General features: G+C 65.0%; 18 protein-coding genes. 6 read left to right on the plus strand and 12 right to left on the minus strand.

The annotated features are described in order from the left end of the window. Positions 1-35: 35 nt before the first annotated feature. Both LZ536_RS00665 and LZ536_RS00670 read left to right on the plus strand, forming a co-directional pair. Entirely contained in the window at positions 36-1,547 is a 1,512-nt protein-coding gene (locus LZ536_RS00665; RefSeq protein ID WP_249846388.1) for an acyl-CoA ligase (AMP-forming), exosortase A system-associated, read from the plus strand. Then, entirely contained in the window at positions 1,544-2,773 is a 1,230-nt protein-coding gene (locus tag LZ536_RS00670; protein ID WP_249846389.1) for a pyridoxal-dependent decarboxylase, exosortase A system-associated, read from the plus strand. Before LZ536_RS00665 ends, LZ536_RS00670 begins: the two co-directional genes overlap by 4 nt. Here LZ536_RS00670 and truA read toward each other — a convergent pair whose 3' ends face one another. Together truA and fmt are read right to left on the minus strand one after the other, a co-directional pair. Beyond that, complete coding sequence (gene truA / locus LZ536_RS00675) at positions 2,774-3,514, minus strand: tRNA pseudouridine(38-40) synthase TruA (protein ID WP_249846390.1); 741 nt, start codon at positions 3,512-3,514, stop codon at positions 2,774-2,776. Continuing rightward, a complete protein-coding gene (gene fmt / locus LZ536_RS00680) occupies positions 3,511-4,416 on the minus strand; it encodes a methionyl-tRNA formyltransferase (RefSeq protein ID WP_249846391.1) in 906 nt (301 codons plus the stop codon). The genes truA and fmt overlap by 4 nt, the downstream gene beginning before the upstream one ends. 48 nt (positions 4,417-4,464) lie before the next feature. Between fmt and recR the strand changes: the two genes are divergently transcribed. The 3 genes from recR to LZ536_RS00695 are packed head-to-tail and all read left to right on the plus strand — an operon-like array spanning position 4,465 to position 6,012. Beyond that, on the plus strand, positions 4,465-5,061 hold the full coding sequence (gene recR, locus LZ536_RS00685) for a recombination mediator RecR (protein ID WP_249846392.1): 597 nt from the start codon (positions 4,465-4,467) through the stop codon (positions 5,059-5,061). Positions 5,062-5,092: 31 nt separating this feature from the next. Next, positions 5,093-5,641: a peptide deformylase gene (gene def, locus LZ536_RS00690; protein WP_249846393.1), complete on the plus strand. Its 549-nt coding sequence runs from the start codon at positions 5,093-5,095 to the stop codon at positions 5,639-5,641. Further along, complete coding sequence (locus LZ536_RS00695) at positions 5,638-6,012, plus strand: DOPA 4,5-dioxygenase family protein (RefSeq protein ID WP_249846394.1); 375 nt, start codon at positions 5,638-5,640, stop codon at positions 6,010-6,012. Before def ends, LZ536_RS00695 begins: the two co-directional genes overlap by 4 nt. Here LZ536_RS00695 and LZ536_RS00700 read toward each other — a convergent pair. Then, positions 6,009-6,407 carry a four-helix bundle copper-binding protein gene (locus LZ536_RS00700; protein ID WP_249846395.1) on the minus strand — a complete coding sequence of 133 codons (399 nt, stop codon included), beginning with the start codon at positions 6,405-6,407 and terminating at the stop codon, positions 6,009-6,011. The genes LZ536_RS00695 and LZ536_RS00700 overlap by 4 nt on opposite strands. Positions 6,408-6,500: 93 nt before the next feature. Between LZ536_RS00700 and LZ536_RS00705 the strand changes: the two genes are divergently transcribed. After that, entirely contained in the window at positions 6,501-7,835 is a 1,335-nt protein-coding gene (locus LZ536_RS00705) for a DNA recombination protein RmuC (protein ID WP_249846396.1), read from the plus strand. On the opposite strand, the gene LZ536_RS00710 is transcribed toward LZ536_RS00705, so the two are convergent. The 9 genes from LZ536_RS00710 to LZ536_RS00750 are packed head-to-tail and all read right to left on the minus strand — an operon-like array spanning position 7,832 to position 14,768. Further along, positions 7,832-8,836 carry an META domain-containing protein gene (locus LZ536_RS00710; protein ID WP_249846397.1) on the minus strand — a complete coding sequence of 335 codons (1,005 nt, stop codon included), beginning with the start codon at positions 8,834-8,836 and terminating at the stop codon, positions 7,832-7,834. The genes LZ536_RS00705 and LZ536_RS00710 overlap by 4 nt on opposite strands. Before the next feature lie 30 nt (positions 8,837-8,866). Continuing rightward, complete coding sequence (locus LZ536_RS00715; protein ID WP_249846398.1) at positions 8,867-9,658, minus strand: META domain-containing protein; 792 nt, start codon at positions 9,656-9,658, stop codon at positions 8,867-8,869. A 2-nt stretch (positions 9,659-9,660) separates the two neighbouring features. Continuing rightward, complete coding sequence (locus LZ536_RS00720) at positions 9,661-10,470, minus strand: TrmH family RNA methyltransferase (RefSeq protein ID WP_249846399.1); 810 nt, start codon at positions 10,468-10,470, stop codon at positions 9,661-9,663. Then, positions 10,470-10,742: an HPr family phosphocarrier protein gene (locus tag LZ536_RS00725; protein ID WP_249846400.1), complete on the minus strand. Its 273-nt coding sequence runs from the start codon at positions 10,740-10,742 to the stop codon at positions 10,470-10,472. Before LZ536_RS00725 ends, LZ536_RS00720 begins: the two co-directional genes overlap by 1 nt. Beyond that, positions 10,739-11,146 carry a PTS sugar transporter subunit IIA gene (locus LZ536_RS00730; RefSeq protein ID WP_249846401.1) on the minus strand — a complete coding sequence of 136 codons (408 nt, stop codon included), beginning with the start codon at positions 11,144-11,146 and terminating at the stop codon, positions 10,739-10,741. The genes LZ536_RS00725 and LZ536_RS00730 overlap by 4 nt, the downstream gene beginning before the upstream one ends. Positions 11,147-11,160: 14 nt before the next feature. Further along, positions 11,161-12,078 carry an RNase adapter RapZ gene (gene rapZ / locus LZ536_RS00735; RefSeq protein ID WP_249846402.1) on the minus strand — a complete coding sequence of 306 codons (918 nt, stop codon included), beginning with the start codon at positions 12,076-12,078 and terminating at the stop codon, positions 11,161-11,163. Then, positions 12,075-12,512 (minus strand): HPr kinase/phosphorylase, encoded by a 438-nt coding sequence (locus LZ536_RS00740; RefSeq protein WP_249848516.1) that lies wholly within the window; start codon positions 12,510-12,512, stop codon positions 12,075-12,077. The genes rapZ and LZ536_RS00740 overlap by 4 nt, the downstream gene beginning before the upstream one ends. Continuing rightward, entirely contained in the window at positions 12,512-14,077 is a 1,566-nt protein-coding gene (locus tag LZ536_RS00745) for a sensor histidine kinase (protein ID WP_249846403.1), read from the minus strand. The genes LZ536_RS00740 and LZ536_RS00745 overlap by 1 nt, the downstream gene beginning before the upstream one ends. Next, a complete protein-coding gene (locus LZ536_RS00750) occupies positions 14,046-14,768 on the minus strand; it encodes a response regulator transcription factor (RefSeq protein WP_249846404.1) in 723 nt (240 codons plus the stop codon). Before LZ536_RS00750 ends, LZ536_RS00745 begins: the two co-directional genes overlap by 32 nt. Positions 14,769-14,781: the final 13 nt, after the last annotated feature.

Here is a 14,781-nt window from a genome sequence, read left to right on the forward strand (position 1 = left end):
TTACGCGAGGCGGCAAGCTTTGCTAGGCGGAGAGTATGGCGGGGCCTGATCCGACACCATATCCCCTGGACCACCTCGCCCTGCGCGGCGAGGCGGAGGCACCGGCGCTGATCACGGACGGCCAGGCCATCACCTTTTCCGAAATGAACGAGCAAGTCGGTCGGATTGCGTCCGCATTGCTCGGCCATGGCCTGAAACCTGGCGATCGCGTCGCCAGCTGGATGGGCAAGACCCGCCTGGCCTGCCTCCTGCCGCTAGCCGCAGCGCGAGCGGGGCTTGTCCACGTCCCGGTCAATCCCATTCTCCGCCGGGCCCAAGCCGGGCACATCCTCGCCGACAGCGGCGCGCGGCTGTTAATCGCCAACCAGGCGAGGCTCGATAGCCTGACCGCCGAAGACCGAGCCGATGCGGCGACAATCGCATTGGAGGGCTGGCAAGACGGTTCAGTGGCGCTGCCGGCGTCGGCCCAAGACCCAACGAGCCTTGCTGCGCTCTTCTACACGTCCGGCTCTACCGGCCGCCCCAAAGGCGTGATGCTGAGCCACGCCAATCTCTGGCTCGGTGCGATTAGCGTTGCCCACTATCTCGGCCTGTCCGCCGACGACCGCACTCTCTGCGTGTTGCCGCTCGCTTTCGACTACGGCCAGAACCAGCTGCTATCGACCTGGGCGGCCGGGGGCTGCGCCATCGCCTTCGATTACCTTCTTCCCAGAGACGTCGCCCGCGCGGTTCGGCGTCATGACGTCAGCGTGCTCGCCGGCGTGCCGCCGCTGTGGCATCAGCTCGCCGAGGCCGACTGGTCGGGTGGGGAGGGCGCCAGCCTCCGTACGCTCACCAATAGCGGCGGTCATTTGCCGCTGCCGCTTGTGCAAAAGCTGCGAGACCTGTTCCCGCGGGCGAACCTCCACCTCATGTACGGCCTTACCGAGGCCTTCCGCTCAACCAGCCTCGATCCGGCTCTCGTCGACGAACACCCCGAATCCGTCGGCACCGCCATTCCCTTCGCCGAAGTCATGATCGTCCGCCCTGATGGCACCGAAGCCGCTCCTGGCGAGGAAGGCGAACTCGTTCACGCGGGCCCGCTCGTCGCTCAAGGCTACTGGCGCGACGACGAGCGGACGGCCCAGCGTTTCCGTGCCGCGCCAGCCTTCTCGAAACTCGGCGGCCCAGCCGTTTGGTCCGGCGACACCGCCCTCAAGGGCGCGGACGGCCTGATTCGCTTCCGCGGCCGCGCCGACGCCATGATCAAGACCAGCGGCAATCGCGTCAGCCCGACCGAGATCGAGGAAGCAGCGCTGGCTTCCGGCGCCGTCGCCCAGTGCGCCGCGTTTGGGATCCCCGACGCCGAACTAGGGCAGGCGATCCTGCTGGTCGCCGAGCCCAAGGGCGAAGATCCTGAAAACAGGCTGAAAAACCATTTCGCCGCCGAACTGCCGGCCTTCATGCGGCCCAAGCACATCGTCTGGCGGGACAAGCTTCCCGTCGGACCCAATGGCAAGCTGGACCGGACCGCGATACAGCACGCCATCGAGGAGGAGCTTCCATGAAGGGGATGGGGCCGATTCCGCCCGGTTTTGACGTCAGCCAGCAGGGGCGGCTGGCGATCGGGGGCTATGATTGCGAGGAGCTGGTCGCCGAAGCGCGCGGCACACCGCTGTTCGTCTATGACAATAATCTCGTTGGCGCCAAGATCGCCCGCTTCCGGCACTGCATGCCGGCCGGCGTCCTTCTGCATTATGCTGTTAAAGCAAATCCTTATCCGCCATTGTTGGAATGGCTCTGCAGGTATGTCGATGGCTTCGACGTTGCATCCGTGGGGGAACTACTGGCGCTGGAGAAAGCAGGCGCCGATGTCGTCGCCGTCAGCTTCGCCGGGCCCGGCAAATCCAATAATGAGCTGAAGGTCGCGATCAAGGACGGCGCCACCATCCACCTCGAAAGCGAAGGCGAGGCCCGCCGCGCGCTCGATATCGCCGGCCAACTCGGCAAGCGTCCTCGTCTGTCGGTCCGCGTCAATCCGCCCTTTGCCCTCAAGGGCGCCGGGATGAAGATGGGCGGTTACGCGTCCCAGTTCGGCGTCGACCATGACCGCGTGCCCGATCTTGTCCGCGGCATCATCGACGCAGGCGCAGAATGGCGGGGCCTTCACCTGTTCGCCGGTTCGCAATGCTTGGATTGGACGGCGATTGCTGAGACCTACCGCCAGGCGCTGCAGCTCGCCGGAGACATTTCTGACGCGGTCGGTGTCCATCCAACCGAGGTCAATCTCGGCGGCGGCCTTGGCATTCCCTATTTCGAGGGTGACGAGGAGGTCGACCTCGATTGCCTTGGACGGGCCTTGGGAGACCAGCTGGCCGACGGGCCACCGGCATTGGCGACGACGCAGATCATCGTCGAGCTTGGCCGCTGGCTGGTCGGGGAGGCGGGAGTCTATCTGACGCGGATCGTGGATCGCACCACCAGTCGCGGCAAGACCTTCCTCGTCACCGATGGTGGTCTTCACCATATGCTCGCCGCCAGCGGGAATTTCGGCCAGCTGCTGCGGCGCAATTTCCCGGTCGCCATCGCCTCGCGCTTCGGCGAGGCCGCGACCGAGGAGGCCAGCATCGTCGGTTGCCTGTGCACGCCCCTCGACATGCTGGCTGACGAGGTGGCGCTTCCCAATGCGGACGTCGGCGATTTGGTCGCCATCTTCTGCGCCGGCGCCTACGGCCTCTCGGCTAGCCCGCAGGCGTTCCTCAACCAGGCCCATGCCCAGGAAATGCTCATCTAGTCAGGGATAGACCGCCTCGACGAAGTAGAGGCCGTCAGGCGGCGCATTCAGGCCCAGCGCGGCCCGGTCCTTGGCCTCCAGCGCCTTGCGCATGTCCTCGGGCTCCCAGCGCCCCAGGCCGACCATGGCGAGGCAGCCGGTCATCGACCGCACCTGATGGTGCAGGAAGCTGCGCGCCTCCGCACGGATGTGGATCTCCTCGTCCTCGCGCTCGACCGAAAGCACATCCAGCGTCTTCACCGGGCTATCCGATTGGCAATGCACGGACCGGAATGTCGTGAAGTCATGACGTCCGACGAGATAAGACGCGCCCTCGCGCATTGCGCCAACGTCGAGGTGCGGCCCGATCCGCCACGCCTTGCCCGCTTCCAGCGTCAGCGGCGCGCGGCGGTTGGCGATTCGATAGAGATAGCGCCGGCCGATACACGAAAAGCGCGCGTGCCAGTCGTCGGCCACCCTTTCGACCCGCAGCACGGCAACCGGATCGGGCCGCAACAAAGCGTTCAACCCTTCTCGCAGCCGGTGCTCGGTCACATCCTTGGCTAGGTCGATATGCACTGCCATCGCCAGTGCATGCACCCCCGCATCCGTCCGCCCCGCCGCATGCGCCGTCACCGTCTCGCCGGTCATCTGGAACGCCGCCCGCTCGACAGAGGCCTGCACGGACGGCCCATGGTCCTGCCGCTGCCAGCCCATGAACGGCGCCCCATCCCACTCCAGGATAAGCTTCCACCGCGTCACGGCAGGATCGTGCCTTTCGAAACCGGGAACCCGCGCAAGAGTTCGTCCGGCGTCATTGCGCCCTTGCCGGCGCGCTGGACGAGCAGTGGCCGCAATGCAGCTTCACCGCAGGCGATGGTGAGGCCGTCGTCCAGCACTTCGCCCGCTTTGCCATCCCCGTCGACGACTTGGGCGTCGAGCAATTTCACCCTCTCGCCATTGGCCTCGAACCAGGCGCCGGGGAAGGGCGCCAGCCCGCGCACTTGGTGCAACACCTGCAGTGCCGGGAAGGCCCAGTCGATCCGGGCCTCTTCCTTGCGGATCTTGGCCGCATAGGTGACGCCCTCCTCGGGCTGGGCGACGTGCGGGTAGGAGTCGAAGTCCGAAAGCACCTGCATCATCAGCTGCGCGCCAATTACACTCAGTTCCTTAGTGACTTCGCCAGCATTCCTGTTACCGATTGCGAACTCTTGTGCGGCCAGCATCGGTCCCGTGTCGAGCCCGGCCTCCATCTCCATGATGGTCACGCCGGTGATGGCGTCGCCGGCCATGATCGCCCGCTGCACCGGCGCCGCGCCCCGCCAGCGCGGCAGGAGCGAGCCGTGGACGTTCAGGCAACCTAGCTTCGGCGCAGCCAGGATCGGCTTCGGCAGGATCAGCCCATAGGCCGCCACCACCGCAAACTCGGCGCGCAAGGCCTCGAACTCTTCCTGCTCGGCCGCGCCCTTCAGGCTCACCGGCGAATGGACCGGTATCCCCATCAATTCGGCCGCCCGCTGCACCGGCGTCGGCTGGATCGCCTTGCCGCGTCCGGCGGCCCGCGGCGGCTGGCAATAGACCGCCGCCACCTCATGCTTCGCCGCCTGCAACGCATAGAGCGTCGGCACCGCAAAGTCCGGGGAACCCATGAAGATTACGCGCATCGGCAGCGCCTATGGCCTAGGCGCGGCGAAATTCCTATCAGGCGGGCGATGGCAAGCCACGAAATCGAAGCTCTGAGCCAAGCCCTGGCGCGCCTGCCGGGCCTCGGGCCGCGTTCGGCGCGGCGCGCGGTGCTGCACCTGATGAAAAAGCGCGAGGCGGCGCTGCAGCCGCTACTGGCGGCGCTCAAGCAAGTCTCGGACAAGCTCTCCACCTGCTCGATCTGCGGCAATGTCGACACCAGCGACCCTTGCGGCATCTGCTCGGACCCGCGCCGCGACCTGAAGAGCCTGTGCGTGGTCGAGGAAGTGTCCGACCTCTGGGCGCTCGACCGCTCGCGCCTTTTTCCGGGCCGCTACCACGTCCTCGGCGGCCGTCTTTCAGCCCTCGAAGGCGTCCGCCCCGAAGACCTCAGCATCGACAAGCTGGTGAAGCGCGTCGCCGAGGGTGGCATTGACGAGGTCATCCTCGCCATGAATGCCACGCTTGAAGGCCAAACGACCGCTCATTACCTCGCGGAAAGGCTGGAGAAATTCCCCATTCGCCTGACCCAGCTCGCCCATGGCCTGCCGGTCGGCGGTGAGCTTGATTATCTCGACGAAGGCACGCTCGCCCAGGCCCTGCGCGCCCGCCGCCCCGTCGCTTGAACGCCCCCTCCTGAAAGACTAAATCCTCACCATGGCCATTCGCCCGATTTTCGAGACCCCTGATCCCGTCCTCCGGCAGATTTCCAAGCCGGTGGAAGTGTTCGACGACGAGTTGAAGACTCTCATCTCCGACATGTTCGAAACCATGTACCACGCGCCCGGCATCGGACTTGCGGCGGTGCAGGTGGGCGAGCCCGTCCGCCTGCTCGTCATGGACCTCCAGGAGAATGAGGATCCGGACGATCCGGAAAGCCCGATCGTCAAGGATCCGCGCGTTTTCATCAACCCGGAGATTCTGTCCCATTCGGACCATGAGGTGCCCTACACCGAAGGCTGCCTGTCCGTGCCGGACCAATATGCCGAGGTGATGCGCCCTGACCGCATCAAGGCACGCTGGCTGGACGAGAAGGGCAAGAGCCATGAGCAGGATCTCGACGGACTGCTCGCCGTCTGCCTCCAGCATGAGATGGACCACCTCGAAGGCGTGCTCTTCATCGACCATTTGTCGAAGCTGAAGCGTGACATGGTGCTGAAAAAGCTCGCCAAGCAGCGCAAAGAGCGCTCACTCAGGGCCGCATGAGCGACGCGCCCTATCACGCCCATATCTATTACTCGGAAGAGCAGGGGCCGGCCGCGCGCGCCCTTCGCGACCGCTTCATCGGCGCTCAGCCCCGTGTTCTCTTCGTTGGGGGCATGACCGATCGGCCGGTCGGCCCACATCCCATCCCACAGTTCGAGGTGCATTTCCGCGAGGACAACCTTGCTGAAGTCTTGACCGTCATCGAGGCCTCGGGCCTCCGCGCGCTCGTCCATCCGCTGACCGAGGACGATCTCGCCGATCACACGACGCTCGCTTACTGGATCGGTGATCCGGTGGAGCTGGACGTCGAAGTCCTCGACCCGCCCGGCATGAACCAGGGCGTCGAGCGCTTCGGCAAGACGGATTTCTAAGCCGGCTCCAGCACCGACGCTTCGGCATTGCGACAATCCGCCGCGCACTCCGGGCAAATCTGTGCGCACAGCCTGCAATGCTCGTGATCATGCTTCTCGCACTCCGCCGCGCAGGCGTCGCAGGTGCGGGCGCAGAGCTCCAGCAATTCCCTGACCACCGCCTCGTTCTGGCCGGTTTGGCGCAGCGCCACCCGCGCCGTCGTGTCGCAAATGTCCGAACAGTCCAGGCAGACGCGGATGCACTGGGTCATATCCATCTGCTCGGCAAGACAGGCATCGGCGCAGCTCGCGCACATCTTCGCGCAATACATCAGGTGATGCACCGCATCGCCGAGCGCCTGGTTGACATGCTCGCGGCCGTTCGGGTGAAGCCCGATCATCTTGCGAATGGACATTTTGCCTCTCCTTCGAAGGGAACAACCATCGACTTGCCCGGACGCTCCGGCACGCGTAGGTTCGCTTTTCGTTCCGCGTAAGGGTCAGGGGCAATGGACGCGACTGTTTCGATCATACTCGCACTTATCGTCGGCGTCGCCCTGGGCGCGCTGATCGGCTGGCTTTATGCAAGCCGAACGTCCGCCGCCGATGCCGCGCGGGCGGGCCGGGCGGACGAGCTGCAGAAGCTACTCGACGCCGTCACTGCCGAGCGAGATGGCGCCCTGCAGGAACGTGCAACGCTGCAGGCAGACGCCCGCAATTTCGAAACCCGCATGGCCGACCTGCAAAAGTCGCGGGATGAGCTGATCAACCAGTTCCGCGAGATTGGCGACAAGCTGCTGGAGAAAGCCCACCAGGACTTCCTTGCCAAGGCCGGTGAGCGCTTTTCGGAGGCCGACAAGGCCAGCGAGACCAAGCTCAAAGCGCTGCTTCAGCCTGTTGAGGCTACGCTAAAGCGCTACGAGGAAGGGTTGCAGCGGGTCGAAAAGGAGCGCGTCGACCATTATGCCGGCTTGCGCGAGGCCGTTGAACTGGTGCGCGCCGGCCAGGGTCAGGTTCGTGACGAGACCCGCAATCTGGTCAACGCCCTCCGTTCCAGCCCCAAGGCGCGCGGCCGCTGGGGCGAGCAAAGCCTTCGCAATGTTTTGGAACAAGCCGGCCTAAGCCCTTACGCCGATTTCCGTTCCGAGGTTTCCGTGGAAGGCGAGGAGGGGCGCCTGCGCCCCGACGTGGTGGTTCGCCTTCCCGGCGGACGGCAGCTGATCATCGACGCGAAATGCTCGCTCAACGCCTATCTCGATGCCTGCGACGAGGTTGACGATGACAAGCGCGAGGCTTGCTTTCGCGCGCACCTGGCGTCGATCCGCAACCATGCCCAGCAACTGGGATCCAAAGCCTATTGGGCGCAGTTCGGCGACGCCGCCGACTATGTCGTCATGTACATTCCCGGCGAGCATTTCCTGACTGCGGCGCTGGAGCGCGACGATGGCCTGTGGGATTGGGCCTTCGAACGGCGCGTGCTGCTTGCGACTCCGACCAACCTCGTGGCCATCGCCCGTACCGTCGCCAGCGTCTGGCAACAGGAAAAATTGGCCGAAGCCGCCGGCGAAATCGCTGCGTTGGGCAAGGAATTGCACTCGCGCCTTGCGACCATGGCGCAGCATATGGAGCGCGTCGGCAAAAACCTGTCGACGGCCAATTCCGCCTACAACCAGATGGTCGGCAGCTTCGAAAGCCAGGTGCTGACGCAGGCGCGGCGGTTCGAAACGCTTGGCGCCGGCAGCGCCAAGGAGGTGCCCATGCCACCGATGATCGAAGCCAGTCCGCGTCCGCTGACCAAGAGTGTCGGCAAGGCGCCCTCCAACGAGGACGACGCCGCGGCCTAGCGCCGCCGGATCAGTTCGATCGTCCCGCCGCTGCCCGACAAGGTGATGCGATTCGGGTCTAGCATCGTCACCTGCAAACCCGGCTTCAGCACCGCCGAGCCTTGGGTCTCCCAGCTCATGTCCGGGCATGCCATGCGCGTCGCCGCGACCGGCCCGAGGTCGAGAGCATTGCCGTTCTGCGTGTAGGTGCCGTTTAGGCTGTTGCAGCCCAGGCGTGCGCTGATGCGGCCATTGTCGAATTCGACCGAATAGTCGCCGTTCGGCGGCACCGGGCGCCCGTTGATCGCCAGCACCGTCCAGCGAGTCCGGTCCAAGGGTGGCGCCGCCATGCCCGGCACGCCGGCCTGTGGCGGATAATTCTGGGGCGGGTAACCGTAATTGGGCCCGCCTTGCGGGTAGCGGCCCTGCGGCGGGTAGGGTGCCGGCGCGGCGGTTCCGGGCGCGATCGGCGCCAGCGGGTCATTTGCGCCCGCCGTGTCGACGGCGCCTTCGCCGCAGCCGCGATACAGCTTGCCGTCGACATAGACTTGCACTGTGTCCGGGTAGGTGCGGTCGCTCATCCCGTCATGGCAGGCGGCATGGACAATGTTCACTTCCACCCGCTGGGTCCTGTAAATCTCTCCCGCGGTGCCGACCGTTACCTTGGGCGTCGCCTCGCTGACGGTCTGGCCGGTGCCGCGGTCGTTGAAGACCATGTCGCGGCCGATGCTGATGTCCCAGAAGGGCTCGGTGCCTTGGGCATGATAATCGCCTGCGCCCGGCGGAGCCGGATAGCCGTAATTCGGACCATTCTGCGGGTAGCCCGGCTGCGGATAGCCATAGTTCGGCCCATTCTGCGGATAGCCTTGCGGCGGGTAGGGCTGCGGATAGCCTTGAGGCGGATAGCCTTGGCCATAAGGCCCCTGCGGCGGGTAGCCGCTTTGCCCGTAAGGATCGCCATAAGGGGTCATGCAGGCGCCGAGCGCCAGGACCAGCGGCAGGGTTGCAAGCATCTTCCTCATACGCGGAAAACTCCCTCTCGAACCAATAGCTTAGCCTTGCTTCAACTCGATAGTGCCTGCTTCGCTGACCAGCCGCAAGCCGGTGGCGGTCTTCTCCACCCGGAGGTTACCGCGCAACGCCATTGAGCCCTCGCGTTCCAGGCTCATCGCCGGCTCGGGGCAGGCCATTTGCGTCCCGATCAAATTGCCGACGGTCAGGTGGTCGCCGTTGATCCGGTAATCGCCGCCGATCGAGTTGCAGCCGAATTTCGCGCTCACCTGCTTGTCGCTGAAGCGGATGTAATAATTGTCCGGCGTCGGGGCCGGCTTGCCGTTGACTGCGACCACGACCCAATTCGTGCCCGCCAACATGTTGGAAGCGATGGTCCCGCCGCCGCAGCCGCTGACGGTCCGGCCGTCGGCGATAACCTGCACGGTCTGGCGGTACATCGTGTCGCTCATGCCGTCGCTGCAGGGCCCGGGCGAAATCTTCACGATAAGCTTGCCGCTGCGATACGTGCCTTGCGCGGAGCGGAAATCGGGCGGCGTCGGCTCGGCGATATTCTCCTGACCATAATCGCCCGAATAATCCATTCGCGCCGGTCGCACCGTCAGGGTCCAGCCGGGCTCCGTTCCCAGCGCCTTGTACAGGACCGCGCCCGCATCCTCCGGATCGGGCAAATCGGACGCGCCAGTGATCGTCTCGCTTTCGACATTGCCGTTGTCGAGCACCGCCGGCGTCTGCGCGACCGACGCGTCCGCATCGGACAGCTTGTCCTGCGGGTCGCCCCCACATCCGGCGAGCAGAAGGGCGGAGGCGCAAATGGCGGCAATTGTCTTCATCGTCACAATCCTGCCAGCTTCCAGCTTGCTCGCACATGAAAGGCCATGACGGCCGCCGCGACGGCGGCGTTGAGACTGTCGGCGCGGCCGAGCATCGGCATCTTCACCAGCAGGTCGCACGCCGCCTCATAGTCCGCGGGCAGGCCCTGGCTCTCATTGCCGATCAGCAGGAAGCAAGGTTGCTGGTAATCGGCCCCTAGATAGTCGGTGTCGGTCTTTAGGCTGGTGCCCACCAGCTGGCCGGTGCCGGATCGCAGCCAGGGGAGGAATTCGTCCCAGCGCGCCATCGCCACCTTCTGCGTGAAGATCGCACCCATTGAAGCCCTAACCGCTTCGACGGAATAAGGGTCCGCGCTGTCGTCGATCAGGATCAGGCCGCCGGCCGCCACGGCGTCACCGGTCCTCAGGATCGTCCCGATATTGCCGGGATCGCGAAGGGACTGGGCCACGATCCACAAAGGCGCCGAGTTGCGGTTGATGGCCGCAAGCCCCGTCGACGGCGGGCGGAAAGCGCCAAGCAGCATCTGCGGATTGTCCTTGCCGCTCATCTTGCTCAGCAAATCGGCGGGCACTTCGATCGCCTCCGCGCCCTGGGCCTCGGCGGCTTCGATGATTTCGGCCGCAAGCGGATGCGCCGCGCCTTGCCGCGAGAAGGCCAGGATCTCCGGCAGCATGCCGCTGTCCCGGGCTTCGGTGATGATCCTCAAGCCCTCGGCGAGGAACAGCCCTTCCTCGCGCCGCGTCTTCTTGTCGCGCAGAGAGCGGATCCGCTTGACCGTCGTATTGGAAAAGGCCGTGACCTCGCGGGGCATTACTCTTCCCCGAACCGATCCTCGATCATTTGCACGAGCTGGGCCAGCGCGCTCTCCGCGGCGACGCCTGAAACGTGGATGATGACATCGTCACCCATGGCGGCGCCCAGCATCATCAGGCCCATGATCGATGTGCCGCAGACCTTGTTGCCATCCTTCTCGACTTCGATGGACGCGTCGAGCTGGCTGGCGAGGTTGACGAACTTGGCGCTGGCGCGGGCGTGCAGCCCCCGCTTGTTGTTGATTCGGACCGTGCGGCTCAGCGGACTCAAGCCGCTGCTTCCCCAAGGATTTCGGAAGCGACGGAGATATATTTGCGTCCGGCCTCGCGGGCGGCGGCGACGGCGGCGCGGACGCCCATCACCTTGCGGGCACCTTCGAGGCGGATCAGCATCGGCAGGTTAACGCCGGCGATGACCTCGATATCTTCGCTCTTCATCAGGCTGATGGCGAGGTTCGACGGCGTACCGCCGAACAGGTCGGTCAGGATGATGACGCCCTTGCCGCGGTCGACGCGCGAAATCGCCGCGGCGATATCCGCGCGGCGGGCTTCCATATCGTCGTCGGCATCGATGCAAATGCCCTCAACCGCTTCTTGCGGTCCAACGACATGCTCCATTGCCGTGATGAACTCGGCCGCGAGACGGCCGTGGGTCACCAGCACTAGTCCGATCATTCACTCACCAACTGCTACTCGCCCTTGTCGGGACGAATGTCTTCGACGCTATCGCTCGGCGTCGAGGCGAGGTCGCGGTGGCGGATATTCGCCGGAAAGCCGGCTTCACGCAACCGTCCTGCCATCTCCACCGCTGCTGCAACCGACCGGTGCCGTCCCCCAGTGCATCCAAACGCCACGGTCAGGTAGGTTTTGCCGGCGGCCCAATAGCGGGGAATGAGGTCCTTTAGAAGAGCCTCGATATGACCCATCGCCTGGCCCCACGCCGGGTCCTCGGCGCAGTAGTCCTGCACGGCCGGGTCCAGCCCGGTCTGCGGCCTCAACTCCTCGACCCAGTGTGGGTTGGCAATGAAGCGCATGTCGAACATCAGGTCCGCGGTCCGCGACACCCCGCGCGAATAACCGAAAGAAGCGATGGTGATGACCGGCTGGTCGCGGTCTTCGCCATAGCGGCGGCGAAGCTCTTCGCGCAGCTCGGCGGGCGTCAGGTCGGTGGTGTCGAGGATGCTGTCGGCGGCGGTGCGCAATTGCGCCGTAATGCCACGTTCCCGGGCAATGCCGTCCTCGGCCGGGCGATCTCCGGCCAGCGGATGGCGGCGGCGGGTCTCGTCGAAGCGGCGCGCCAGCTCGGCGCCTGAGCAGTCGAGGTACAGGATTTCCGGCCGGAAGCCTGCCATCGACCGGACGATTTCCGGCAGTTTCTCGGCGTCGAAGCCCCGGCTTCGGGCATCCATGCCGACGGCGATCGGTTTCCTGGCGACGCCTTCCTCGGCTTTTGCAAATTCCTTCAACAGTCCGACCGGCAGGTTGTCGACACAGTCCCAGCCCATGTCCTCCAGCGTGTCCAGCACGGTGGACTTGCCGGCACCCGACATGCCCGTGACCAGCAGCAGGCGAGGGGACTGGCCGCCGGCTTGCCCCTCTTTGCTCATCGGAGTTTGAGGCCCAGCCGGTCCAAGCCGACTGCAACTTTCGACGGTGCCGAGGCGGTCATGGCATCGACAGTGATGAGCGGAATCCGCGCATCGAGGATGAGCCGCTCGCGGCTGTCATCGGGAAGCCTTTGCATGTCGCTGGTCAGTTCGACGAATAACGCGACGGGGACATCCATCACGCTCTCCATATCAACGATGCCGATCCCGCGAATCTCGAGCTTTCCCCGGATCGTTGGAGGCGAAGAGGCAATCAACCTGCCCTCATCATCCATTCGGAGATAGGTCTGGTCGTCGCTCACCAGCTTGAACCCACGACCCAGCAGCCGAAGCGCTAGGTCCGACTTGCCCGACCCCGAAGGGCCGGAAATCACCACGGCCCGGCCATCGATCGCGACGGTGCTGGCGTGGAGCGTCTCCGACGACAGGCGCATCACGACAGATCGGCCGCGGGCAGGATGATGGTGAAACGGGCGCCCGAGGGCGCGTCGTCACGGTCGGCCACGTCAATTTCTCCGTCATGGCCTTCGACAATCGCCCGTGCGATCGCCAGTCCGAGGCCTGAATGGCGACCGAAATGCTCGGTTAGCGGCCGTACTGAATGGAAGCGGTTAAAAATGGCTTCGCGCTGTTCGGACGGGACGCCGGGGCCCTCGTCGTCGATGCGGATCAGGATCCTGTCATCGACATGGATGGCGGCGATCTCGACCAGCCCGCCGGCCGGTGAGAAGCTGATGGCATTGTCGATGATGTTGTCGATAGCGCGGGCAAGACGGCCCGGTTCGCCCATGACGATGGTGCTTTCGCGACGCGGGCGGGCAAAAGCGAGGCGGACATTGCCGGTCTCGCGCCGCGTCTCCCAACTCGAGACGAGGGTCTCGATTAAAGGTCCCAGATCGACCGGCTCGAAGCGGGCGCGGGCGAGCTCGGCATCGGTCCGCGCCGCCTCGCTGACATCGTTGATCAGCCGGTCGAGCCGGACCACGTCCTGGCGAACGACATCGAGCAGCCGCTTGCGCACCTCCAGGTCTTCAACCCGTTCCAGGCTGTCGACCGCACTCCGCAAGGAAGCGAGCGGGTTCTTCAGTTCGTGGGTCACGTCGGCGGCAAAGGCCTCGATATTGTCGATCCGGTGCCTCAGCGACTGGCTCATGTCCGACACAGCGCGAGCCAGCGAGCCGATTTCGTCCCGCCTCGACGGTAGTCGCGGCACTTTCACCTCGCGTGCGCGGCCCAGCCGCACCCGATGAGCGGCAAGCGCGATCCGCCGCAACGGCCGGACAATCGTGCGCGCCAGGAAGAAAGAGAGCAGGGCGCTCGCTAGCACCGCAATGGCCATGGCGATGGTCAGGGATCCGCGCTCCTTGCGCACCGTCTTGGTGAAATTGCGGTCGTTGACGGTCAGCAGCAACTGGCTGCCGTCGCCGATGGGCGTTGCCGCGGAAAACACGGGCGTGAGATCCGGCGCATTTCGGACCGCATGGGCAATTTTGCCGCTCCGCTTCGCTTCCCCAACCTCGTGCCAAGCGGATGCCTGGTCCTTGGCGGGCTCAACGAAATCGTCGAGTTGCGTGGCACCGACCAGCGCGTTGAAGCCGCGATCCAGAGCGCGCGCCACGTCCTTCTTCCACTTTTCGTTTTCCGGATCGCGGAAGTGGTAAGTCTGCCCGGTGATGCTCCAGCTGTCGGCCGCGCGCTTGCCGCCGGCATCGTATATCCTGGCGCGTGTCTGGCCTGCCATCTTGCCGAGGAGCGCCTCGCGATCCGCCGGCGGGATGGACGACAGAGCCGCGGCCTCGACCTCTGCTTCCCTTGAAAGCCGGTCGATCCGCTCTTCCTGCAGCTGGTTCCGGAACGCGTCGAGGTAGAGAACCAGGACCGCGAAGACGATCACGATCAGCAGGTTGAGCGCCAGGATCCTGTGCGCGATGGTCCAGTGCCCCTCCCAGGGCCGGAACCGGCGCGCCTTATTCTTCGCCGAATTTGTAGCCGACGCCATAAAGGGTCTCGATTGCATCGAATTCGGGGTCCACGCTGCGGAACTTGCGGCGCACGCGCTTGATGTGGCTGTCGATGGTCCGGTCATCGACATAGACGTCGTCCTGATAGGCGATGTCCAGCAACTGGTTGCGGGATTTCACCACGCCCGGGCGCTGCGCAAGCGCCTCCAGGATCAGGAATTCGGTGACGGTCAGGGTCACGTCCTTGCCGTCCCAAAGGACCTTGTGCCGCGCCGAATCCATGACCAGCCGTCCGCGTTCGATCAGCGGCTCTTCCGGGTCATCCTCGTTCGGCTCGGCGGCACCGCGCTCCAGTTCCTGGCGCCTGAGGATGGCGCGGATGCGGGCGATCAGCAGGCGCTGGGAGAAGGGCTTGGAGATATAATCGTCCGCGCCCATCGCGAGGCCAAGCGCTTCGTCCAGCTCGTCATCCTTGGACGTCAGGAAGATGACCGGCATGGCGCCGATCGCGCCGCCCATCTCGCGGACACGGCGCAGCAATTCCATCCCGTCCATCTGGGGCATTTTGATATCGAAGACGGCGAGGTCGGGCGGATTGTCACCGAACGCTTTCAAGGCCGTCGCGCCATCCGAATAGACACGCGTCACGAACCCCTCTGCCTGGAGGGCTATGGAAACCGACGTAAGGATGTTGCGGTCGTCGTCGACGAGCGCGATCACCTGGCTCATTCGCTCCCCTTGG

It is taken from the genome of Sphingomonas alba (genome assembly GCF_023516555.1).
GTDB classification, from domain to species: domain Bacteria; phylum Pseudomonadota; class Alphaproteobacteria; order Sphingomonadales; family Sphingomonadaceae; genus Sphingomicrobium; species Sphingomicrobium album.